The following is a 22430-nucleotide window of genomic DNA, read 5'->3' as shown; positions in this document are numbered from 1 at the left end:
ACATCGCCATGTCAACCACGCCATCGACACCACCACCCACCACGCTGCAGCGCCATGCACCACGCAGCCTGTGGCATTTGTTCACCACCTTCACAGTGATTGCACTTCAGGGCTTTGGTGGTGTATTGGCCATCGTGCAGCGCGAACTGGTCGAAAAGCGTGGCTGGCTCACCAACCAGGAATTCATCGAAGACTGGTCCGTCGCGCAGATCATGCCCGGCCCCAATGTCGTTAACCTCTCCATCACACTGGGTGACCGCTACTTTGGCTGGCGCGGCGCGCTGGCGGCATCGCTGGGCATGCTGCTCGTACCCATGCTTCTTGTGATAACGCTGGCAGTGCTCTACAACCACTGGTCGGCATCACCCGCCGTGGCCGGTGCCGTGCGTGGCATGGCAGCGGTGGCAGCCGGGCTCGTGGCGGGCACGGCCTGCAAGCTGGCCGCGTCACTGCGCAGCAACCCCCTGGGGTTATGGGCGGGCCTCGCCTTTGCCGCTGCCGCCATGCTGGCCCTGGCTTGGCTGCACTGGCCGCTGGCCTGGGTGCTGCTGGTCTTGGGAGGCGCCAGCTACGCACTGGTGTATGCGCGCCTGGCGCCCGCCCGCAAAACGGTTACCACAGGCAGCAAGGACGAAACATGAACCCAGCCTTGGCTGCCATGCATGCCGCCGACTGGTTGCACCTGTTTGGCTATTTCCTGTCGGTGTCGCTGTTGACGGTAGGCGGCGCGATTGCCTCGTCGCCCGATATGTACCGCGTGCTAGTGGGCCAGCAGGCCTGGCTGACACCCGCACAGTTCAACAACTCGGTTGCCATTGCGCAGGCAGCACCCGGCCCCAATGTACTGTTCATTGCGCTGCTGGGCCTGCAGATCGGTATCAACGCCAGTGCTGGCCAGCCCACATGGGTGGTGTGGGCGCATTGCGCACTGGCCGTGGCCTGCACCATGTTGGGCGTGCTGCTGCCCAGCTCGCTGCTGATGCTGGGTACCGCGCGCTGGATCTTCAAGCGCCGGGAGCACCGCGCTCTCAGGGCGTTCAAACAAGGCCTCGCACCTATCGTGATCGGCATGATGCTGGCCACAGCCCTGGTACTTGCCAGCAACCATGGCAGCCTGGCGCAGGCCCCCGGCCTGTGGCTGCTGAGCGCGACGACGATGCTGCTCGTATGGCGCACCCGTTGGCATCTGCTGTGGTGGCTGGGGTTGGGCGCTGTGCTCGGGGCTCTGGGCTGGGTGTAAACCATATTTTGGTTTTTTAGCCTGTAGCGTTCATGCAGCAAGCGCCAATAGCTATGTTTTTTATAACACCAATGGCGGCGTCCAGCCGTTGCAACTACCCTACCACTCCGCAAGCGCCCAACTGCTGGCCATGGCAAAGTACTCCCGAAGCCATACGTTGAAGCGGGTGAGCGGCGGCGTCGGCGCTGCCACGCCCACCGGCTGCGCAAAACCCTGGCGGTGGGCGATCCGCAGCGCGCGCCGCAGGTGGAAATCGCTGCTGACGATGGCTATCGGCTGGCTCAGATCCACACCGCGCGCCTGCAGCAAGGGCTTGGTCAGCGCCAGGTTCAGCTCGGTGCTGGTGCTGACCTCTTCTATCACCAGGGGTGTCATGGACATGCCGTGCTGAGCAGCCAGATAACGCGCCATGACGATGCCTTCGCTCTCGGTCTCACCAAAATCCACCCCACCAGTGACCGCCACCACGGCCTGCGGTTGCAGCCTTGCCAGTTCGGCAGCAGTGTCGAGACGCATCGCCAGTGCCGGGCGCGGCTGCCCGTCCTGCGTACCACTGCCCAGCACCACGATGGCCGCCACGGGCGGCACCGCCTGGGGCGCGAGCCCCACACCGGCCAGCAGGCTCCAGAGCCAGCCCACGCTCACCACCCAGACTGTCAGCCCGATCCAGCCCAGCCGCCACACCGTGGCATGCCAGGGCCGGGCCGCACGCCAGCGCTGCACCGCCTGCCACTGCCAGGCCAGCAACAGGCCGGCTGCGCCCAGCAGCACCAGCACCACCACCCCCAGGTGAAAATGCCCCGACACGAGCGGCACCACGCCCAGTGCCAGCAGCACTGCGGCCACGACGGCAACCGCCGCCCTTGGTAAGAAAGTCATCGCATCCTTCATTAAAAACCGGCCAACAGCGCTCATCCATTAAGCGCCATAACATCAAAAATAATAGCATTCAGGCACAGGCGCGTGGCAAAAAAACACCCGCCGGCATGCAGCGGGTGTTGCCTGGGAGCAGAAGGGAATTATTCGAATTCCAGAATGATGTCGTCCACCGCCAGCGAATCGCCCTTGCCCGCGCTGATCTTGCTGACCACGCCATCCTGCGTGGCAAACAGGATGTTCTCCATCTTCATGGCTTCGATGACGGCCAGCTTTTCGCCCGCCTGCACCTTCTGGCCCGGCTGCACCGCCACATCGACCAGGAGGCCCGGCATGGGCGAGAGCAGGAACTTGGACAGATCGGGCGGCGCCTTGTAAGGCATGAGCTTGTACAGATCAGCGCCCAGCTCGGACAGCACCAGAATGTCGAGCTGGGTGCCGTTGTGGACCACCCGCAGCGCCAGCGGGTTCTTGGGCGTGCCGCGCTCGATCTGGCAGGTGAAGGGCTGGCCGTTGCAGCTGCCGCACACCACCAGATCACGGATTTCGGCATTGCTGCGCATTTCGTAGGTCTTGCCGTCGATGACGACCTTGCACACGCGGGCCTCGGCGTCAAAATCGGTCACCTCGCCACTCACATAACGGTGCTGCCCCTCCGTGCCCAGCACCACGGCCGTGTAGCGGTGGCCCACCTGCACGTTGTGGCCCTGCATCTGGCCCGAGATGGTGGAGGCACGCGCACGGTAGCGGCGGTTGCGGAACATGGCCAGCGCCACCAGGAAATTGGGGTCGTCATGTGGCACGTCTTCGGCATGGAAGCCGTGGCTGTAGTGCTCGGCAATGAAGCCGGTGTTGAACTGGCCTGAAACGAATTTGGGATGCGCCAGCAGTGCGGCCTGGAAAGGAATATTGCTGCTGATGCCGCGGATGGCGAAGCCATTGAGCGCCTCGCGCATCTTGGCGATGGCGTCATTGCGGTCCTTGCCGTGCACGATGAGCTTGGCGATCATCGAGTCATAGAACATCGGGATCTCGCCGCCTTCGTACACCCCCGTATCCACGCGCACGCCGTGCAGGTGCTCGGTATCGGCCTGCCACATGGATTGCTCGGGCGGCGCAAAGCGCACAAGGCGCCCGGTAGACGGCAGGAAGTTGCGAAACGGGTCTTCGGCGTTGATGCGGCATTCAATGGCCCAGCCGTCGCGCTTCACATCGGCCTGGGTGATGGCGAGTTTCTCGCCTGCAGCCACGCGGATCATCTGCTCGACCAGATCGAGGCCGGTGATGCACTCGGTCACCGGGTGCTCCACCTGCAGGCGGGTGTTCATCTCCAGAAAATAGAAATCCTGGTCCTTGCCAACCACGAACTCCACCGTGCCGGCCGACTGGTACTTGACGGCCTTGGCCAGCGCCACGGCCTGCTCGCCCATGGCCTTGCGGGTGGCTTCGCTGATGAAAGGCGATGGTGCCTCTTCGATCACCTTCTGGTGGCGGCGCTGGATGGAGCACTCGCGCTCGTTCAGGTAGAGCACATTGCCGTGGCTGTCACCCAGAATCTGGATTTCGATATGGCGCGGCTCCTGCACGAACTTCTCGATGAAGATGCGGTCATCGCCAAAGCTGTTGCGCGCCTCGTTCTGGCAGGCGGTAAAGCCTTCGAGAGCCTCCTTGTCGTTGTAGGCCACGCGCAGGCCCTTGCCGCCGCCGCCGGCAGAGGCCTTGATCATCACCGGGTAACCAATGCCCTTGGCAATTTCCACCGCGTGCTCGGCGGTGTCGATGGCATCGTTGTAGCCGGGAATGGTGTTGACCTGGGCCTCGCCCGCCAGCTTCTTGGAGGCAATCTTGTCGCCCATGGCGGCAATCGAATGCGCCTTGGGGCCGATGAAGGCAATGCCCTCGTCCTCGCAGCGCTTGGCAAAGGCCTCGTTCTCGCTCAAAAAGCCGTAGCCCGGGTGCACGGCCTGCGCGCCGGTCTGCTTGCAGGCTGCGATGATGCGGTCTGCCACCAGGTACGACTCGCGGCTGGGCGCGGCGCCAATGTGCACTGCCTCGTCAGCGAGCTTCACATGGCGGGCGTCCTTGTCGGCATCGGAGCAGACGGCGACCGTCTTGATGCCCATCTTGCGGGCCGTCGCGATGACTCTGCACGCAATCTCTCCACGATTCGCGATCAGGATTTTGGTAAACATGCTTGTATTCCTTTAAACCTTTAAACGATAGGGCGTGCAGAAGCAGAAGCCAGCCTCGCTGGCTCCATCCAGCAACTGACAGAAACGTCTTGGACAGAAATGCCTGCCGGGCAGCCGTTTTCACTGCGGTTGGCAATGCAGATTTGGGTAAACATGGTGCTTCGTCTCTCTGATGAATTTGGAATCAATGTCTTCTGCCCGTCTCAGGGCAGCGCCTTGTTGTGTGCCCATTGCCCGCCGGGCATGAGCAGGTAGTCTTCACAATCCAGATCGCTGCAGACCTGGCTGCCCAGCACCTGCAGGATCATGCGGTCCTGCGTGCGCACATCGGTCGAGCGGCCCTTGACCTTGACGGCCAGCATGCGGCTGTCCTTGCCCCACTTGGCAATTTCGGCGCCTTCGGCCAGTGCTTCGGTCACATCCCAGCCTTCGCGGTGCGCCGAGCGCACGGTGGCAGCCCTGCGTGAGAGCACGCGCTCGGGCCGCACCCCCACCAGCAGCACCTGGCCCTGCCAGCGCGCGCCGCTCTTGTCGATGGCCTGCAGATCCGCCACACGCCGGGCGTCATACTTGCGCACCATGGCCTGCAGCCGGTCTGCATTGGCGCTGTATTCCTTGCGCTGGTCGGGCTGGCCTGCGTTCTGTCGCTGCAGGCTGGTGGCATTGTTGCTGTATTGCTGGAACAGCAACTCCCTGCCCTGGAGCGATGCCGTGGCACGCACTATGGGCGTGGGCAGATTGCCATCCGCATCCGGCACCAGTTCAAAGCCCTGGTACACCATCAGGCGCACCAGGCCCACGCTCTGCGCCGCCGGGCACAGCTTTTGCCAATGGTGGTGCGCAGCCTGGAGCCATTGGCGGGCGACGGCCTCCGACGCCAGCGGCGCATGCACATCCACCAGCACATGCAAGGCCTTGGGGTGGCATGCGTCGGCAGCGTGGCTGCCCTGCGCGGCGGCTTCCGCCCACAGCCGCCCGCCCTTGCCTTCGCTGTTGGCAAGCGGCCCCAGATCCAGCAGCACACCCTCGGCCAATGGCTGGCTGCCCAGGGCTCCTGGCCGTGGCTGTGCGTGGGCGAGCAAACCGCCAAAGGCCAGCGCGCACACCAGCAGCACAGGTGCAAAACTGTGCCTGAAGCGGCATTTGTGCGCTGGACGGGGGCGTTGGAGGTACGGCATGGCGGTGTCAGTGCTGCGCGGCTGGTGGCCGCGCGTCCGTTGATGGCCAGGCGCCGCTCAGGCACTGCTCCTTGGCACCACCGCTGATGCGCGTGGCGCCTTGGGGCAGCGTATAGGCATCTGCAGGAAACTGGTAGAAGTAATCCACCAGTTGCCTCGCCAGCGCCTCTCCCACAGGCGCCACCTTCTGTGCGGTCTGCACGGCCTGTGCGGGCGCGATGTCACGCCGCCGGCTGCTGGCAACCGCAGCACCCGAGAGGTTGGCCTTGGCACAGGCATCCACCCGCTGCGCACCGGCATCGGCAAACCAGGCCTGTGCGCAGGCGCGCAGGGCTCGGTCCACGTACAGGCCCACGGCCGCTGTGTAAGCCTCGGCCCCGTTGTCGTAGGCATCGCTGCCTCGGTAGCCCTTGGCCAGCGATTCGTACAGGCGCAGGGTTTCAGGCTGCATGGCAGCGCGCAGCCGCTGCGCGCTCTGCACAGAAAGCGATTCGGGCCCATCCCGTGAGCCGATCTGCGCCAGCGCAAACAAGGCATCTTCCACCAACTGGCACTGCACGCCGCGCTCGGCCATGTCCGGCAAGGCAGGCGCTTGCGCATGGCTGAGCCTCTGGCCCAAAGCCAGAACGGCAACCACAGCGACAGGGACCCAGGAAATACGCATGCTCGCCCGCCGGGTGCCTTACAGTGGGATATTGCCGTGCTTGCGCCACGGATTTTCGAGCTGCTTGTTCTTGAGCATCTCCAGGCTGCGACAGATACGCTTGCGCGTCTCGTGCGGCTGGATCACATCGTCGATAAAGCCACGCGCGCCCGCCACGAACGGGTTGGCAAAACGGGCCTTGTACTCGGCTTCGCGGGCCGCCAGCTTTGCCGGGTCGTTCTTGTCTTCGCGGAAGATGATTTCCACCGCGCCCTTGGCGCCCATCACGGCAATCTCGGCGTGCGGCCAGGCCAGGTTCACGTCGCCGCGCAGGTGCTTGGAGGCCATCACGTCGTAGGCGCCGCCATAGGCCTTGCGGGTGATCACGGTGATCTTGGGCACCGTGCACTCGGCATAGGCGTACAGCAGCTTGGCACCGTGTTTGATGATGCCGCCGTATTCCTGCGAGGTACCGGGCATGAAGCCGGGCACGTCCACAAAGGTGACGACCGGAATGTTGAAGGCATCGCAGAAACGCACAAAGCGCGCCGCCTTGATGGAGCTCTTGATATCCAGGCAACCGGCCAGCACCAGCGGCTGGTTGGCGACGATGCCCACGGTCTGCCCCGCCATGCGGGCAAAGCCGATCAGAATGTTCTTGGCGTATTCGGGCTGCAGCTCGAAGAAGTCGCCATCGTCCACGGTCTTGAGGATCAGCTCCTTCATGTCGTAGGGCTTGTTCGGGTTCTCGGGCACCAGGGTGTCGAGCGACATCTCGGCGCGGCCCACCGGGTCGGTGCTGGCGCGCACCGGCGCCTTTTCGCGGTTGTTGAGCGGCAGGTAGTTGTAGAGGCGCCGCAGCATCATCAGCGCTTCCACGTCGTTGTCGCACGCCATGTCGGCCACGCCGCTCTTGGTGGTGTGGGTGATGGCGCCACCCAGCTCCTCGGCGGTCACCTCTTCGTGCGTCACGGTCTTGACCACCTCGGGGCCGGTCACGAACATGTAGGAGCTGTCCTTGACCATGAAGATGAAGTCCGTCATCGCGGGCGAGTACACCGCGCCACCTGCGCTGGGGCCCATGATCATGCTGATTTGCGGCACCACGCCCGAGGCCAGCACATTCTTCTGGAACACATCCGCATAGCCGCCCAGCGATGCAACGCCTTCCTGGATGCGGGCGCCGCCCGAATCGTTGAGGCCGATCACCGGTGCGCCCACCTTCATGGCCTGGTCCATCACCTTGCAGATCTTCTCGGCATGGGTTTCGGACAGCGCGCCGCCGAACACGGTGAAATCCTGGCTGAAAACGAAGACCAGACGGCCGTTGATCATGCCGTAGCCGGTAACGACGCCGTCGCCGGGGATCTTCTGCTCGGCCATGCCGAAGTCCGTGCAGCGGTGCTCCACAAACATGTCCCATTCTTCGAAGGTGCCGTCGTCCAGCAGCAGCTCGATGCGCTCGCGCGCCGTGAGCTTGCCTTTCTTGTGCTGTGCGTCGATGCGCTTCTGGCCCCCGCCCAGGCGGGCGAGTTCGCGCTTTTTCTCCAGTTGTACCAAGATGTCTTGCATGTTCAATCCTCTGAAGCTTGCTGGGTTGTCTCTGTGTCTTGATGGAGGCCAGGGCCTCGTTCAATCGGGTTCAATCGGTCTCAATCCGGTTAACTCATGTTTTGATAGCAACCTGCGCAACACCACTCTGCGCAGACAGCAGATTTCTTGCCGCAGTGGAAGCAGCCAGCCGCCCCTGCGCCACCTCTTGCTGCACCTGGGGCAGCATATCGCGCACGGCAGGGTGTTCACGGAAGGCGAGCTTGAGCCCGTGGTCAATGCGCTCCCACATCCAGGCCAGGGCCTGCTTTTCGCGGCGCAACTGCAGACGGCCATTGCCGGTCTGCAGGCTGCGGTAGGTCTCGACGGCCTCCCAGAAGCCTTCCACGCCCTGGCCCAGCAAGGCGCTGATCTGCACCACGCGCGGTTGCCACAGCGCGCCGCTGGTGGCATGGTCTGGATTGCCGTGCATCCCCAGAAGGCGCAGGCTGGAGGTGATCTGCGCCTGCGCACGCGTTGCGGCGTTGGGGTCGATATCGGCCTTGTTGATGACCACCAGATCGGCCAGCTCCATCACGCCCTTCTTGATCGCCTGCAGGTCGTCGCCCGCATTGGGCAGCTGCAGCACGCAGAACATGTCCGTCATGCCGTGCACGGCAATCTCGCTCTGGCCGACGCCCACGGTCTCGACAATCACCACGTCATAGCCCGCTGCCTCGCACACCAGCATGGCCTCGCGCGTCTTCTCGGCCACACCGCCCAGGGTGCCGCTCGACGGGCTGGGCCGAATATAGGCTTCGGGCCGCATCGACAGTTGCTCCATGCGCGTCTTGTCGCCCAGAATGGAGCCGCCCGATACCGTGGATGACGGATCGATGGCCAGCACGGCTACGCGCAGCCCTTTGCCGATCAGGTACAGGCCCAGGGTTTCGATGAAGGTGGATTTGCCCACGCCCGGCACGCCGCTGATGCCCAGGCGGAACGACCTACCCGTAAAGGGCAGCATGGCCGTCAGCAGCTCATCGCCCTGCGCGCGGTGATCGGCGCGGGTCGATTCCAGCAAGGTGATCGCCTTGGCCATGGCGCGGCGCTGCAGCGCGGGGTTGGCGCCTTGCGTGATGGCGGCAACGCGCTCGGTCACCTCTGTACCCATGCCGCCACCTTTGTACCAATTTGGCTATCAGCGCTTACCTGCAGGGCGCAATCAGCAATCATTTTTATAGCAAACACCATGTTCAACTGTCCCTACACCGGGCTCCACTGGTACAGCAGATCGATTGGATCGCCGCCCGTCTGCACAAAGCCGTGGCGTTCGTAGAACCGGATGGCATCGCTTTGGTTCAGCACTTCCAGCCATACAGCCCGTCCATCGCGCCGCGCCTGGCTCTGCACCTGCTGCATCGCCCAATCGCCAATCCGGCGGTTCTGATAAGCGGGTAACAGATACAGATGCTGCAGTTTGAGACGGCCATCGTGGTAGGGCACCACCGTCAGCAAACCAGCACGCTGCGGGCCTTGACCATCCTCAAGGTCTGCGCAGATATGCTGCATGTGCTGCGGATCGAACTGGCCAGCAAAGCGCTTGCGGGCATTGTCCAGATTGAAGATACCCAACCGCTCCAGGCTCTCGCGCATGGCGGCAATGCGCAGGTCAAACAGCGCTTCGAAATCGTCCTGGCCCACAGGCGCAAAGAAAAGTCTCACTCGGCAGCCTCCATCCAGTCCTCGATCCGCAGGCCTTCGATCCGCTCGAATTCGCGCACGTTGTGCGTGACCAGCACGCCGTCAGGGTCGGCCAGGGCCTGGCATCCAATCATGAGATCGATGGCGCCGATGGGGGTGCCCGCCTTGCGCAGGCGAGCGGATTGCTCGCCGTAATGCCAGATTGCATCGCCGCCCCAGGGCGCAATCGAAAATAGTGACAAGGCTTCTTCCATCAACACGCGATTACGCTCTGCATGCGTGCTGCGCATGACACCACTGGCCAACTCCGCCGCCACCAGCGCGGATATCACCATACGGGTGTGATCGACGGCACGCATGCGAGCCAGCACGGCAGCGTGTTGCCGATGCCAGGCATAGATGCAGATATTGGTGTCGAGGTAATAACGGGGCATGAGACAAGGTGCGGCGAAAGCAATCAATCAAAACCGACATCGCGTGGCGGCGTCTTGTCGCGCTCGATCTCGTCGGGCATGCCTTCAAAGCGGCCCAGCACCTTGTCCAGCCGAGCCAGCCACGCGGCATGCGCATCCGCTGGCACCGGACGCAGAACTACAGCGCCATCGGCCTGGCGCTCCACCGTCACCTCCTCGGTATCGAAGCGGAACTCCTTGGGCAGGCGAACCGCCTGGCTGCGGCCGTTCATGAAGACTTTGGCGATGGCGAGATCGGACATGGTGGGCTCCTCCAGTAGAGATATATATCAATGGTATATATCAAAACTCAAGCCGTCAAGCTCGCCTTGATCTGCTCCAACACATCCTTGGCGCTGGCCGGGATGGGGGTGCCGGGGCCATAGACGCCCTTGACGCCTGCGTTGTACAGGTAGTCGTAATCCTGCGCAGGAATCACGCCGCCGACGAAGACGATGATGTCGTCTGCGCCCTGCTTTCTCAATTCCTCGATGATGGCGGGCACCAGCGTCTTGTGGCCAGCGGCCAGGGTCGAGACGCCCACGGCGTGCACATCGTTCTCGATGGCCTGGCGCGCGCATTCCTCGGGGGTCTGGAACAGCGGGCCCATGTCGACGTCGTAGCCCAGGTCAGCAAAGGCGGTGGCCACCACCTTGGCGCCGCGGTCGTGGCCGTCCTGGCCGAGCTTGGCGATCATCACGCGCGGGCGGCGGCCTTCGGCCTCGGCAAAGGCGGCGATTTCGCCTTTGAGCTTGTCCCAGCCTTCTGCGGAGTCGTAGGCGGCTGCGTACACCCCCGTCACCTTTTGCGTGTCGGCGCGGTGGCGGCCAAAGGATTTTTCCATCGCGTCGGAGACTTCTCCCACCGTGGCACGCAGGCGCACGGCCTCAATGGCCAGGCCCAGCAGGTTGCCTTCGCCGGATTCCGCAGCAGCGCTCAGCGCATCCAGCGCCTGCTGCACGGCGGCTGCATCGCGCTTTTGCTTGATGCTTTGGAGACGCGCGATCTGGCTGTCACGCACTTTGACGTTGTCCACCTCCAGGATGTCAACCGGGTCTTCCTTGGCCAGCTTGTACTTGTTGACACCGACGATGACCTCTTTGCCCGAGTCGATGCGCGCCTGCTTTTCGGCGGCAGCGGCCTCGATCTTGAGCTTGGCCCAGCCGCTGTCCACGGCCTGGGTCATGCCGCCCATGGCGTCCACCTCCTCGATGATCTTCCAGGCGGCGTCGGCCATGTCCTGGGTCAGCTTTTCCATCATGTAGCTGCCAGCCCAGGGGTCGATCACATTGGTGATGTGGGTCTCTTCCTGAATGATGAGCTGGGTGTTGCGCGCAATGCGGGCGCTGAACTCGGTGGGCAGCGCGATGGCTTCGTCCAGCGCATTGGTGTGCAGCGACTGCGTGCCGCCAAACACGGCAGCCATGGCCTCGATGGTGGTGCGCACCACGTTGTTGTACGGGTCTTGCTCAGTCAGGCTCCAGCCGCTGGTCTGGCTGTGCGTGCGCAGCATCAGGCTCTTGGGGTTCTTGGCGTCAAAGCCTTTCATGATGCGGCACCACAGAAGGCGCGCGGCGCGCATCTTGGCGATTTCCAGGTAGAAGTTCATGCCCACCGCCCAGAAGAACGAGAGGCGGCCCGCAAAAGCGTCCACATCCATGCCTTTGGCAATGGCGGTCTTCACATACTCCTTGCCGTCTGCCAGGGTGAATGCGAGCTCAAGCGCCTGGTTGGCGCCTGCTTCCTGCATGTGGTAGCCGCTGATCGAGATGGAGTTGAACTTGGGCATGTTCTGGCTCGTGTACTCGATGATGTCGCCAATGATGCGCATGCTCGGCTTGGGCGGGTAGATGTAGGTGTTGCGCACCATGAACTCTTTCAGAATGTCGTTCTGAATCGTTCCGGAGAGCTGGTTCTGCGGCACGCCCTGTTCCTCGGCAGCCACCACGTAGCCCGCCAGTACGGGCAGCACGGCACCGTTCATGGTCATCGAGACGGAGACCTTGTCGAGCGGAATGCCGTTGAACAGGATCTTCATGTCTTCGACGCTGTCGATCGCAACGCCTGCCTTGCCCACGTCGCCGGTCACGCGCGGATGGTCGCTGTCGTAGCCACGGTGTGTGGCCAGATCAAACGCCACCGATACGCCCTGCCCGCCAGCGGCCAGCGCCTTGCGGTAGAAGGCGTTGGATTCCTCGGCGGTGGAAAAACCCGCGTACTGGCGAATCGTCCAGGGGCGCACAGCGTACATCGTGGCCTGCGGGCCCCGCATGTAGGGCGCAAAACCAGGCAAGGTATCGGCAAACGGCAGGTCGGCGGTATCGGCTGCCGTGTAGAGCGGCTTGACAGTGATTCCATCCGGCGTCACCCAGTTCAGCGCCCCGACGTCGCCCCCGGGGGCCGATTTGGCGGCAGCTTTTTCCCAGGCGGCAAGGTCGGCCTGGGCAAACTCGGATGCGGTGTTTTGCTTTGCGGAATCAGTCATGTCTCAAGCTTTGTATCCGTTGATCAGTCTATTCAGACCTGCGCGCACGGCCCCATGAAGGGATTCGCTGCTGCGGCATTCTTGTCTGCGCAGGTCTCGCCCGAAATGGTGGCCCATCCCGTGCCATCCTGCAAGTGTACATTATTCATAATTATGAATGCAGAATTTTGAATTTCGGGCAGCTTCTGTACAATCCACCTACCGATGAACACCCCCACCTTTGCGCCCCGCGCCCTGTACCAAGACGTTGCCGAGCTCCTGCGGCAGCGCATTTTCGCCAACCAGCTCCCTCCGGGCAGCTGGATTGACGAGCTGAAGATTGCTGAAGAAATAGGCATCAGCCGCACGCCTTTGCGTGAGGCTTTGAAGGTATTGGCGACGGAAGGCCTGGTCACGATGAAGCTGCGCCGTGGCGCCTATGTGACTGAGGTCTCGCAAAAGGACCTGCTGCAGGTCTACCACCTGCTGGCCCTGCTGGAGAGCGACGCCTCCGCCGAACTGGCCCGGGGCGCGAGCGATGCCCAGATTGCAGAGCTGCAGGCCCTGCATGACGCGCTGGAAGCGGCGGTGAATGACCGCGACGAATTCTTCAATGCCAACGAGCGCTTTCACATGCGCGTGCTGGAGATGCTGGACAACAAGTGGCTCAGCCAGATGGTGGCCGACCTGCGCAAGGTGATGAAGCTCAACCGCCACAACTCGCTGTTCAAATCGGGGCGCATCGAGGAATCATTGCAGGAGCACCGCGAACTGATGCAGGCACTGGCCACACGCGACCCCGGCGCCGCCCAGGCCTGCGTGAAGCTGCATTTCAGGAACGGGCTGGCGGCAGCGGTATAGCGCGGATGCCGTTTGCACGCCAGGCAGTGGCATCCATTGCTATCATTAAGAGAGCTATCAGCGCTTATCCATTGGGCGCAAAAGGCCAGTTTTTCTGAAACTGCCTTCGTAGCGGTCGCAGAACCGCTGGCTAGCCTTGGTGGCGCAGATGCACCAGCGGATAGGCTCGGCCCTGGCCGTCCAGCGGAGATCGGCCTGTCTCCACAAAACCGAGCGCGCGGTAAAAGGCCATGGCCTGGGGGTTTTGCGCGTTCACATCGGTCGTCAATTGCGGATGCATACCGAGCGCCCAACGCACCAGGAGCGTACCCACGCCCTGCCCTTTGCTGGCTGGGTCGATGAACAATGCTTCCATATGACCTCCGAGAGGGCCACTGGACAGCAGCATGAAGCCAAGGGGCCGGTCTGCAGCATCCACGGCCAGCACAAGCGGTGCCTGCGGCAGAAAACCCGCCACCTCCTGCGCAATCGCATGGCGGTCCGCCTCCGCCAGAAAATCGTGGCTGTCATCCACCGCGCGCTGCCAGATCTGCAGCACGCGGACGCCGTCGTCGATGGTAGATGCGCGTATCTTCAGTGCAGGTGTGCCAATCACTTTCAGCGGCCTTCCAGGAACCGCTCCACGCCCTGCGCCGCGCGCACGCCGCTGGCAAGCGCGGCCGTCAGCAGATAGCCTCCCGTGGGAGCTTCCCAATCCAGCATCTCGCCCGCGCAGAACAGGCCCGGCTTGGCCTGGCACATGAGACCGGGCGTCAAACCCGCAAACGCCACACCACCTGCGGTACTGATGGCCTCGTCCAAGGGTCGCGTGGCCGTCACGGTGATGGGGGCGGCCTTGATGGCTGCAGCCAGACGGTCGGCATCCTGCATGCCGTCCTTGCCCAGCACCTCGAACAAGAGCGCGGCCTTGATGCCGTCCAGGCCCAGGCGTCCCTTCAAGTGGCTGGCGAGGCTGCGCGAGCCGCGTGGATGACGCACTTCAGCCAGCACGCGCTCCGCACTGTGGTCCGGCAGCAGATCGACAGTGAAAGTGGCGCTGCCCTCGGCATGGATGGCTTCGCGCAGCGCGCTGGAGACCGCATACACCAGGCTCCCTTCAATCCCCTGCTCCGTGGCCACAAACTCGCCCTTGCGTACAAACGGGCTACCGCTCCTGCTATCAAAAGTGATAGCTACCGACTTGAAAGGCTGGCCCGCGAACTTGGTGCTGAAAAACGGCGACCATCCGGCCTGCGCAGTGCCATCGGCGCCGCGCTGCATACGCACCTCAAAGCCACAATTGGCCGCCTGCAGTGGCGCCACTTCGATACCCGCCTGCTGCAGCACAGGCACCCAGGCGCCGTCCGAGCCCAGCCGGGCCCAGCTGCCCCCGCCCAGGGCCAACACCGTGGCGCGGGCCTGCACCGCCGCCTCGCCTTCCGGCGTTGCAAAGCGCAGCGCATTGTTCTCGCCAAAACCCAGCCAGCGATGGCGCATCGCAAAGCGCACACCGGCTGCGCGCATCGCCACCAGCCAGTTGCGCAGCAATGGCGCCGCTTTCATATCAGTGGGAAAGACGCGTCCCGATGTGCCCACAAAGGTCTCGATACCCAGGCCATGCGCCCAGTCCTGCACATGCTGCGGGCCAAAATCGCTCAGCCAATCGCCCACCACACCCTGTTGCGCACCGTAGCGGCCGACAAAGGGCTCGGCGGGCTCCGAATGGGTCAGGTTGAGGCCACCGCGCCCGGCCAGCAGGAATTTGCGGCCCACCGATGCACTGCCGTCAAACACCGCCACACTCAAGCCTTGCAGCGCGAGGCGGTGTGCCGCCATCAGGCCGGCAGGGCCGCCCCCGACAACAGCAACATCGAGAGCAGGGAAGGAAGTAACAGACACCGTCATGGCAAGGCGCAATCGAAAACAGCAAGGGGGCGAACCTTACACCAACTGCAATGCCCTGTGGGCGGAATTCGGTACCCTTTAGAGCGTGTTTACGATCTCTACGCATCCGAGGAAATCGTAAACACGTTCTTATGCCATCGATGCCGCGCGCGCCAAGGCCGCGTCCTGTTCGGGCGTTCCTCCGGAGACCCCGATCGAGCCGATCAGGAGTCCCGCGTCGTTCATCAGCGGCAGGCCGCCTCCCATAAGCAGCAAGCCACCCGAATGGATGTGGTCGAAGTGCGGCAACGGCATCCCCACCTGAAGCGGTGCATTCAGTGCTTCCGTAGGAGCCTGGAACATCACGGCGGTACGCGCCTTTGCAATCGCCAATTCGTTGGAGGCGAGCCAGGCGCCATCCATTCTCGAAAAGGTGACCAGGTTCGCACCGGTGTCCATGACAGCGAAAACAGCGTTCAGACCCGCCTCCTTCGCTGCTGCGCGCCCGAACGCCACGATCCGGCTGGCGTGGTCCAGGCTCAACTCAGGCATTTTGGGACCATTCGGTTTGCTGCCACTGCTTGGCCGCCTCGATGGTGGCCAATGGACGCATGGTGCGATAGAGATGGGTTTGCGCAGGAATAATCTCCACCATCGCGTCGATCATTTCCTGAGGATCGGCCTGACCAGCGAGGCTGTCGCCAAAGTCGGGCATGGGAACCACGGCGGTCTGCGGGTCGTACCACTGCACATAGCTCTCGGCGCCCGTCTCGTTGAAGCCAGTGCCGAAGACACCGGGATTGACGGTCGCCACCTTGACGCCGTGGGGCTCCAGCTCCGCTTTCATTGAACCTGCAATGGCCTCGATGGCATGCTTGGTTGCGCAGTAGATCCCCAGAAAGGGGACCACCAGAATGCCGCCCATGGAAGAGGTCCAGACCACTTTGCCCGATTTTCGAGCCACCATCTTCGGAACGATGGCCTGTACGAGCTGAAGGTGCCCGAATACGTTGATGTCGAAGGACTCGCGCACGCGCTGCATCGGAATGTCCACGACCGACCCGCCTTCCATCACCCCTGCGTTCAGCACCAATACATCCGGATCGAAGGACCCCGCATGGGCAATATCGATGGGGTCGAGAAGATTGAGCTTGATCACTTCGAGATGGACGCCCGCCTTTGCCGCGTCTTCGCGCAAGGTGCGTACCTGGGGCCAGGTTTCAGCGGCCGCAATCACCGTGTGACCCAGGCGAGCCAACGCAATGGCCGCCCCCCGCCCAAAACCGGAACTGGCACCGGTGATCAAGATTTTCTGAGACATCTATGCACTCCTTGAAGTTGTCTCGGAAAGTGTAAAAATCCCATTGTTGATTAACAATAGGCCAATGCTTTACACCTAGATGAACAGCACTCATCAATCAAGAAACAGCGACTTTTTCGCGTTTACGGTTTTCTTGGCGGTTGCCGCGCGAGCCAGCTTTCGCGGTGCCGCCACGGATCTGGGCATCACACCATCTGCGGTAAGCCATTCGATCAAGGGACTGGAGCAGCGACTGGGCGTTCGGCTCGTCAATCGCACCACCCGCAGCGTCTCGCTGACGGATGCGGGCCAGGGTCTTGCTGCCAGGCTGCGTCCGGCAATGGCGGCGATTGATGAGGCGCTTGCAGAAGTCGACCAGTTGCGCCAGACCCCCTCAGGCACCGTGCGCATCAATGCCAGTGAAGGCGCCATTCGCATGGTGCTTCGCCCTGTTCTGGCGCAGTTCCTGCAGCGGTATCCGCAGGTTCATCTGGATATCGTGAGTGACGGGCGACTCAGCGATATCGTCGGGGAAGGATTCGATGCCGGCATCCGTCTGGCCGAAGCGGTGCCCAAGGACATGATTTCCGTTCCCATACTTGGCAATGTGCGCTTTGCAGCAGTAGCCTCCCCTCAGTACATTGCAAGATTCGGTCGCCCGGAAGTACCCCAGGACCTGCATCGACACGCCTGCATAAGATTTCGCTTTGAAAGCGGAAAAATCTATCAGTGGGAATTTGAGAAGCACGGCCTCAACGAAACCATTGATGTCCGAGGGCCGCTCACGCTCACCGACCAGCCGTTGATGGTGGAGGCTGCCATTGACGGTATCGGCATTGCATTCGTTCCCGACCACCTGGTCCAGAACGCGCTGCGCGACGGTGGGCTCATCCGTCTTCTGGAGGATTGGTGCCCTTCGTTTCCAGGCCTTTGCCTTTGCTACCCGGGCCACCGCCATGTCTCGACAGGCTTGCGAGCGCTGATCGATCTCATCAAAGAAAATGACCCATTCGTACATCACCGGTGAAGGCCTGCACTCCCCCTGTCCCCATGCCGTATCTCATGCGCCAGGCGCCTGACGCCCAGCAACTGCGCAATCGCCGGAAACATGGCAGCCCCCATGGCCACCAGCATATATGTGTGCAAACCTGCTACCTTCCGCAGGCCTCACTCTCGAAGCCGAGCAAACCACCCAACAGCGCAGCAAACACCAGCTTGAAAACAATGCGCATGGCCTGATCCAGATCGGGCAGATCCTAGGCAATGGTGATTCCGATAATGGCTACAGCCGAATCAGACGGGTTCATGGCGCAGCACACTGCTATGTGGAATCGCCTCCGATCCTAGCGTTCAGCCCCCGACGCCCACATTGGTCACCCATGCACTTTCGCCCTATGCCTACAGCCACAACGTACTGGGCATTACTCCGGCCGCGATCACCTCAATCGCTATTCCTGCCGGATCAGCTGGTAGTACTTTCGGCATCCCCAGACAGCAGCCACGACCAAGCCGATACCGATGCCCCAGACTACCGGCACATCGAAAGCAAAAATCAGAAGGAACATCAACCCGACACTGACCAATGCCACCCATACCAGCGTCACATAGTCGAAGTACGCGACTGTGATGGCATCATCAGCCACACTGCGAGGGGCATGGCCTGCCTTGCCACGCAAATGCCTGAACAGCAGGACATCCACGACAAAATCGAAAATACCGAGAATCAGATCTATCACGAAGCCCATAGCGAAATATCCTCCTCACTCGGCAAGCACACAATCCGCCATATTGAAGGAGCTAGCTGGTGCACCTAGCCCTGCATCAGAATGTACTGCAGCGAAAAATACCGGCTGCCGCAGGAAGGCCAATTTTGCCTTGACTGCACGGAAAACCTATGCATGGCCAAGGAGGCTTGAGAAACACGACCTCAGCGAAACCATTGTCCCGGCTGCCATCAGACATCCATAATTGCTATATATTTAATAGCTTAATGAATTGAACCAGCGCTCTATTTTTTGGACCAACGATCCTTGGTGAGCCAGGGCACCACCATCAGCACGATAAGCGCAATCACCGTACAGAAGATGGCGGCAGACTCCTCGCCCACACCGACGGCGACGCCAATGGCGGCGGTGAACCAGATGCCGGCCGCTGTCGTGAGCCCCTTGACATCTTCCTCGCCGCCTTTGGACGATTTCAGGATCGCGCCTGCGCCCAAGAAGCCCACGCCCGCAATCACGCCCTGCATCACCCGGCTGGACTCCTGCGCGTTCACGCCCAGCAACTGCGCAATCGCCAGAAACATGGCAGCCCCCATGGCCACCAGCATATGCGTGCGCAAACCCGCCGCCTTGCCACTGGCTTCACGCTCAAACCCCAGCAGACCGCCCAACAGCGCCGCCAGTACCAGCTTGAAGACAATGCGTGTCGCCTGCTCCAGGTCGGGCAGGTCGGACAGCTCCTTGGCAATCGTGTTCCAGATCACGGAGACAGCAGAATCGGTGGGGTTCATGGCGCAGTGTCCTCCAGTTGCAAGCAGACACCAGATCCTAGTGCGCCTTCGCTTTTGCCCGCGTAGGACACGAATGGGCTTTTGCCCCTCACAACTGCGCCGGCAGGTGTGCCGTGAAGCCCATCTGGCTGGCAACAGCCAATGGCATCCGCTTTTTCGATGCAAGCGTGTTTCGCACTCCAGTGCACAAACGATCTGTGCCTTACGCTATGTAAAGAGAAGCACTCACAGGCTCCACCCCGGGTAACGGTGCCCCATCGCAGGCGAGGCATTCAACGGCAACGCTGCAGCCCCCCACTTCGTCCGCTCCAGTGCAGGCTGCGTTGGCAATTCCAGCTTAGTCGTTAAGAATTGATTTGATTTCATTGATAAATTCTTTAAATTTATTATTAGAATGATTTTTTGTTTTTAATAGAAAAAGGCTATAAATGTCGCAAATCAAAAAATTGACTAGCGCCAGATGGGCCGCCTCATCTCTGCTGGCGGGCCTCTGGTTTGCCGGGCAGGTTCAAGCCCAGGTTCTGCCGACGATCGACTGCAAGCCCAATTCGGTTGCGCAACTCAACACGGGACAGACCAGTGCAGGCGACCCTGCGACAGACCTGAACTGGAAGTTTCAATACCTACGCACGTACTCTGGCAGCGATCCCGCCAACTGGGGTGCATTTGGTGATGCGAAGCTGGTGACCACCCCTACAGCAAGCTGGAGCAGTACGCCTGCCAACAGCAGCACCGCCAAATGGATCGGCATGGATGCCTTTGGCAGCCAACCCTACACCGATGGCTCGAACTTCGGCAACATCGATGGGCTCTTTCAGGTGCAGTTCAATCTTGCATCCACCGTCTCTCTGGGCAGCTTTCAGCCCTCAATGACCTACAGCGCAGACAACTCCGTCGTCGATATCTTCATCAACGGCAAATCACAGCTCGCGCGTGGGGCCGGTACCTGGGGTCTGCCACAAGCCGGCGGAACCAACCAGTTCAACTACAACGGATTTGGCACCGGCCGCTGGCTGACGATTGCCAGCATGGCCTCGCCCGACTGGCAGCCCGGCGCCAACACCCTCACCGTCTATGTCAAGAGCAGCCCGTACTTCATGGGATTTGCCGCAGCCATCTCCGGCACCAATGCATGTGCCCCGAATGTTGCACCCACTGCAGTGCCCGCCATCTCGGGAGCCACCCAGGTCGGATCCACCATGACGGGAACCTACACCTATGCGGACACCGAGTCGGATGTGGAAGATCCTGCAGGAACCACCTACAAGTTCGTCACCAGCCCCAATGCATCGATTGCCAGCTCCGGCGACGGCACCACCGTCGCCAGTGGCTCTACGGGCGGCGCAGCTGCAAGCACGTCGTACACGCTGCAGGCCGCTGATGCGGATATGTACCTCTACTACTGCGTGACCCCGGCCGCAAAGACCGGCACATCACCAGGTACGGAAACCTGCAGTGCGGCATCCGGCAAGATCATCGCCCCTCCCAAGCCGCCTGCACAACCCGCCAATGTTCCAACGCTGGGCGAGTGGGCTTTGGTGGGAATGGCTGCCTTGCTTGCCCTGCTGGGCATCGCCGCAATCCGCAGGCAATCCGTCTGAAACGACAACCACCTTCGGGTGGTTTTCTTTTGCCCCAATACTTGCCTGGGTCCCCGCGCTGAGTTGACCTGGTGCCACTGTCCATCCATCATGGGGCCTGACATTCGCGGCTGTTCTGACGCGCATGCTGGGTACGCGTCAGTGCCAGAGCCTCCACCAACCCAGGTCACCCGAGTGAAATGGAGAGATAGCGCCATGAGCAAACCAACGGTCATACTAGTGCACGGTTTCTGGGGCGGTGCCGCCCATTGGGCCAAGGTGATACTCGAACTGAGCAGGCGTGGTTACACGGACATCCGCGCAGTGGAAAACCCATTGACCTCCCTTGCCGATGATGCGGAAAGAACACGCAAGATGATTGCGCAGGTCAATGGCCCGGTGGTGCTCGTGGGCCACTCGTATGGGGGCGCAGTCATCAGCGAGGCAGGCAATCATCCCGATGTGAAGGCGCTGGTCTACATTGCGGCATTTGCCCCCGATGCCGGAGAGAGCCCGGGCGGCATCACGCAGCAGCACCTGCCCGTGGCAGCGCCGAATCTGGCGCCTGACAGCGATGGCTATCTGTGGCTGAAGGCTGACAAGTTCCATGAGAGCTTCTGCCAGGATCTTTCCGCGGAAGAAGGCCTGGTGATGGCCGTGACCCAGAAGGCGCCGCTGGCAAAGACCTTTGGCGACCCCGTGACCGACCCCGCCTGGAAGCACAAACCCTCCTGGTACCAGGTCTCCAGCCAGGATCACATGATTGCCCCCGAAAACCAGAAATGGATGTCAGCCCGCATGAATGCCCGCAAGGTGGTGACGCTCAATGCAAGCCACGCATCCCTTGCCTCCTTGCCCGTGGATGTCGCCGCGCTGATCGACGAAGCGGCAGTGGCTACGGCTGCCTGAGCACGGACGAATCCTGAGAACGTGTTTACGTTCTCAGGCTGGCTGCTGCTGCGTGGTGCAGTGAATCCCTCCACCACCGGCGGCAATGGCGTCGATATTGAGTTGCACGATCTCGCGCCCGGGAAACTGCTCGCGCAGGATGGCTTTGGTGTTGCGGTCGGCCTGCGCGTGGCCGAATTCGGGGCTGATCACCGCTCCATTGCACACGTAGAAATTGATGTACCCGGCAGCGAAGTCCTTGTTTTCATATTGCGGTCGCACGTAATCGGGCCCTGGCATGCGCACCACCTTCAACTGGCGGCCACGCACGTCCGTGGCCTTGCGCAGGATATCGAGATGGCGCTGGGTGATCGCATGTTCCGGCGATGAGGTGTCGCTCTCAAAACCCGCAACCACTATCCCGGGCGCACAGAATCGGGCATAGAAATCCGTGTGGCCATCGGTGATGTCTCGGCCGGCAATGCCGGGCAGCCAGATGACCTTCTCGATACCCAGTACCCGTTGCAGCTCCTGCTCGCACTGCGCCTTGCTGACGCCGGGGTTGCGGTTGGGGTTCAACACACAGCTTTCCGTGATGATGGCCGTTCCCTGGCCGTCGACTTCGATACCGCCGCCTTCCAGCACCAGGGTGCTTTTCAGAATGGGGACACCAGCTCTGCCGGCGACGAAGGCTGCGACCCGCGCGTCATCCCTGTGTTCCTGCTTTCTGCCCCAGCCATTGAAATTGAAGTTCACGCCAGAGAACGCGCCGCCTGCATTTTTCACGAAGACCGGTCCGGTATCGCGCATCCACAGGTCATCAATGGGTTGCACCACCAGGTTGACCTTGTTGCCGCACAGCCGCGCGGCCAGGTCGTAATCCTGCTCGTTGACCAGCATGTGCACGGGCTCGACGCTGGCGATGGCTTGTGCGATGCGCGCCAGATTGGCCTGTGCCCCTGATTTCAGCCGCCTGCCCCACACCTCATCATTGGCACCAAAAGCCATCCAGGTCGCCGTGTGGCGTTCCCCTTCGTCCGGCATGCGCCATCCGGGATTGGCAGCAGGGGCAGAAAGAGCTGGCAGGCCCACCGTGGTACCTGCCACCAGCCCCATGGTTGCCGAAAGAAGTTGTCGTCTTTGCATG

Annotated in this window: 23 protein-coding genes; 6 read left to right on the top strand and 17 right to left on the bottom strand. The window is 61.9% G+C overall.

The window, feature by feature from the left end:
- Nucleotides 1-8 precede the first annotated feature (8 nt).
- Both ABIE32_RS13440 and ABIE32_RS13435 read left to right on the top strand, forming a co-directional pair.
- Nucleotides 9-641, top strand: a complete 633-nt coding sequence (locus ABIE32_RS13440) for a chromate transporter (RefSeq protein WP_429016842.1) — start codon at nucleotides 9-11, stop codon at nucleotides 639-641.
- Nucleotides 638-1240 (top strand): chromate transporter, encoded by a 603-nt coding sequence (locus tag ABIE32_RS13435; RefSeq protein ID WP_429016841.1) that lies wholly within the window; start codon nucleotides 638-640, stop codon nucleotides 1238-1240. The genes ABIE32_RS13440 and ABIE32_RS13435 overlap by 4 nt, the downstream gene beginning before the upstream one ends.
- Before the next feature lie 99 nt (nucleotides 1241-1339).
- On the opposite strand, the gene ABIE32_RS13430 is transcribed toward ABIE32_RS13435, so the two are convergent.
- The 10 genes from ABIE32_RS13430 to scpA all read right to left on the bottom strand — a co-directional run bounded on the left by ABIE32_RS13430 (nucleotide 1340) and on the right by scpA (nucleotide 12300).
- Nucleotides 1340-2119, bottom strand: coding sequence for a YdcF family protein (locus ABIE32_RS13430; protein WP_429016839.1), 780 nt, complete (start codon nucleotides 2117-2119; stop codon nucleotides 1340-1342).
- A 140-nt stretch (nucleotides 2120-2259) separates the two neighbouring features.
- Nucleotides 2260-4308 (bottom strand): acetyl-CoA carboxylase biotin carboxylase subunit, encoded by a 2049-nt coding sequence (locus ABIE32_RS13425; RefSeq protein ID WP_429016836.1) that lies wholly within the window; start codon nucleotides 4306-4308, stop codon nucleotides 2260-2262.
- Between the two features lie 203 nt (nucleotides 4309-4511).
- Nucleotides 4512-5486 carry a hypothetical protein gene (locus ABIE32_RS13420; protein WP_429016833.1) on the bottom strand — a complete coding sequence of 325 codons (975 nt, stop codon included), beginning with the start codon at nucleotides 5484-5486 and terminating at the stop codon, nucleotides 4512-4514.
- A 7-nt stretch (nucleotides 5487-5493) separates the two neighbouring features.
- Nucleotides 5494-6150: a hypothetical protein gene (locus tag ABIE32_RS13415; protein ID WP_429016831.1), complete on the bottom strand. Its 657-nt coding sequence runs from the start codon at nucleotides 6148-6150 to the stop codon at nucleotides 5494-5496.
- Nucleotides 6151-6168: 18 nt separating this feature from the next.
- Entirely contained in the window at nucleotides 6169-7701 is a 1533-nt protein-coding gene (locus tag ABIE32_RS13410; protein WP_429016830.1) for an acyl-CoA carboxylase subunit beta, read from the bottom strand.
- Nucleotides 7702-7795: 94 nt separating this feature from the next.
- Nucleotides 7796-8833 (bottom strand): methylmalonyl Co-A mutase-associated GTPase MeaB, encoded by a 1038-nt coding sequence (gene meaB / locus ABIE32_RS13405; protein WP_429016828.1) that lies wholly within the window; start codon nucleotides 8831-8833, stop codon nucleotides 7796-7798.
- A gap of 92 nt (nucleotides 8834-8925) precedes the next feature.
- On the bottom strand, nucleotides 8926-9384 hold the full coding sequence (locus ABIE32_RS13400) for a GNAT family N-acetyltransferase (protein WP_429016826.1): 459 nt from the start codon (nucleotides 9382-9384) through the stop codon (nucleotides 8926-8928).
- Nucleotides 9381-9797, bottom strand: a complete 417-nt coding sequence (locus tag ABIE32_RS13395) for a PIN domain-containing protein (RefSeq protein ID WP_429016825.1) — start codon at nucleotides 9795-9797, stop codon at nucleotides 9381-9383. Before ABIE32_RS13395 ends, ABIE32_RS13400 begins: the two co-directional genes overlap by 4 nt.
- Before the next feature lie 23 nt (nucleotides 9798-9820).
- Nucleotides 9821-10078 carry an antitoxin gene (locus ABIE32_RS13390; protein WP_224152341.1) on the bottom strand — a complete coding sequence of 86 codons (258 nt, stop codon included), beginning with the start codon at nucleotides 10076-10078 and terminating at the stop codon, nucleotides 9821-9823.
- Nucleotides 10079-10125: 47 nt separating this feature from the next.
- Nucleotides 10126-12300, bottom strand: a complete 2175-nt coding sequence (scpA, locus tag ABIE32_RS13385; RefSeq protein ID WP_429016822.1) for a methylmalonyl-CoA mutase — start codon at nucleotides 12298-12300, stop codon at nucleotides 10126-10128.
- 204 nt (nucleotides 12301-12504) lie between these two features.
- Between scpA and ABIE32_RS13380 the strand changes: the two genes are divergently transcribed.
- Entirely contained in the window at nucleotides 12505-13140 is a 636-nt protein-coding gene (locus ABIE32_RS13380) for a GntR family transcriptional regulator (RefSeq protein ID WP_429016820.1), read from the top strand.
- 130 nt (nucleotides 13141-13270) lie between these two features.
- Here ABIE32_RS13380 and ABIE32_RS13375 read toward each other — a convergent pair whose 3' ends face one another.
- The 4 genes from ABIE32_RS13375 to ABIE32_RS13360 all read right to left on the bottom strand — a co-directional run bounded on the left by ABIE32_RS13375 (nucleotide 13271) and on the right by ABIE32_RS13360 (nucleotide 16324).
- Nucleotides 13271-13735: an acetyltransferase gene (locus ABIE32_RS13375; protein ID WP_429016818.1), complete on the bottom strand. Its 465-nt coding sequence runs from the start codon at nucleotides 13733-13735 to the stop codon at nucleotides 13271-13273.
- A gap of 2 nt (nucleotides 13736-13737) precedes the next feature.
- Nucleotides 13738-15024 carry a TIGR03862 family flavoprotein gene (locus ABIE32_RS13370; RefSeq protein WP_429016816.1) on the bottom strand — a complete coding sequence of 429 codons (1287 nt, stop codon included), beginning with the start codon at nucleotides 15022-15024 and terminating at the stop codon, nucleotides 13738-13740.
- A 129-nt stretch (nucleotides 15025-15153) separates the two neighbouring features.
- Nucleotides 15154-15555 carry a GlcG/HbpS family heme-binding protein gene (locus ABIE32_RS13365; RefSeq protein WP_224152336.1) on the bottom strand — a complete coding sequence of 134 codons (402 nt, stop codon included), beginning with the start codon at nucleotides 15553-15555 and terminating at the stop codon, nucleotides 15154-15156.
- A complete protein-coding gene (locus ABIE32_RS13360; RefSeq protein ID WP_429016814.1) occupies nucleotides 15548-16324 on the bottom strand; it encodes an SDR family oxidoreductase in 777 nt (258 codons plus the stop codon). The genes ABIE32_RS13365 and ABIE32_RS13360 overlap by 8 nt, the downstream gene beginning before the upstream one ends.
- 79 nt (nucleotides 16325-16403) lie before the next feature.
- On the opposite strand from ABIE32_RS13360, the gene ABIE32_RS13355 reads away from it, so the two are divergent.
- Entirely contained in the window at nucleotides 16404-17330 is a 927-nt protein-coding gene (locus ABIE32_RS13355) for a LysR family transcriptional regulator (protein ID WP_429016813.1), read from the top strand.
- Between the two features lie 421 nt (nucleotides 17331-17751).
- Here ABIE32_RS13355 and ABIE32_RS13350 read toward each other — a convergent pair whose 3' ends face one another.
- Nucleotides 17752-18048 (bottom strand): hypothetical protein, encoded by a 297-nt coding sequence (locus tag ABIE32_RS13350; protein WP_429016811.1) that lies wholly within the window; start codon nucleotides 18046-18048, stop codon nucleotides 17752-17754.
- 263 nt (nucleotides 18049-18311) lie between these two features.
- Nucleotides 18312-18815, bottom strand: coding sequence for an MgtC/SapB family protein (locus ABIE32_RS13345; RefSeq protein WP_224152331.1), 504 nt, complete (start codon nucleotides 18813-18815; stop codon nucleotides 18312-18314).
- A 428-nt stretch (nucleotides 18816-19243) separates the two neighbouring features.
- Here ABIE32_RS13345 and ABIE32_RS13340 point away from each other — a divergent pair, with 428 nt between their 5' ends.
- On the top strand, nucleotides 19244-20416 hold the full coding sequence (locus ABIE32_RS13340; RefSeq protein ID WP_429016809.1) for an IPTL-CTERM sorting domain-containing protein: 1173 nt from the start codon (nucleotides 19244-19246) through the stop codon (nucleotides 20414-20416).
- A 195-nt stretch (nucleotides 20417-20611) separates the two neighbouring features.
- Nucleotides 20612-21304, top strand: coding sequence for an alpha/beta hydrolase (locus ABIE32_RS13335; protein WP_429016806.1), 693 nt, complete (start codon nucleotides 20612-20614; stop codon nucleotides 21302-21304).
- Nucleotides 21305-21337: 33 nt separating this feature from the next.
- On the opposite strand, the gene ABIE32_RS13330 is transcribed toward ABIE32_RS13335, so the two are convergent.
- Nucleotides 21338-22429, bottom strand: coding sequence for an agmatine deiminase family protein (locus tag ABIE32_RS13330; RefSeq protein ID WP_429016804.1), 1092 nt, complete (start codon nucleotides 22427-22429; stop codon nucleotides 21338-21340).
- Between the last annotated feature and the right edge of the window lies 1 nt (nucleotide 22430).

It is taken from the genome of Comamonas sp. 4034, assembly GCF_050434545.1.
GTDB lineage: Bacteria > Pseudomonadota > Gammaproteobacteria > Burkholderiales > Burkholderiaceae_C > Comamonas > Comamonas odontotermitis.
The sequence above is the reverse complement of the archived record's forward strand: the minus strand, read 5'-3'. Positions and strand labels throughout refer to the sequence as shown.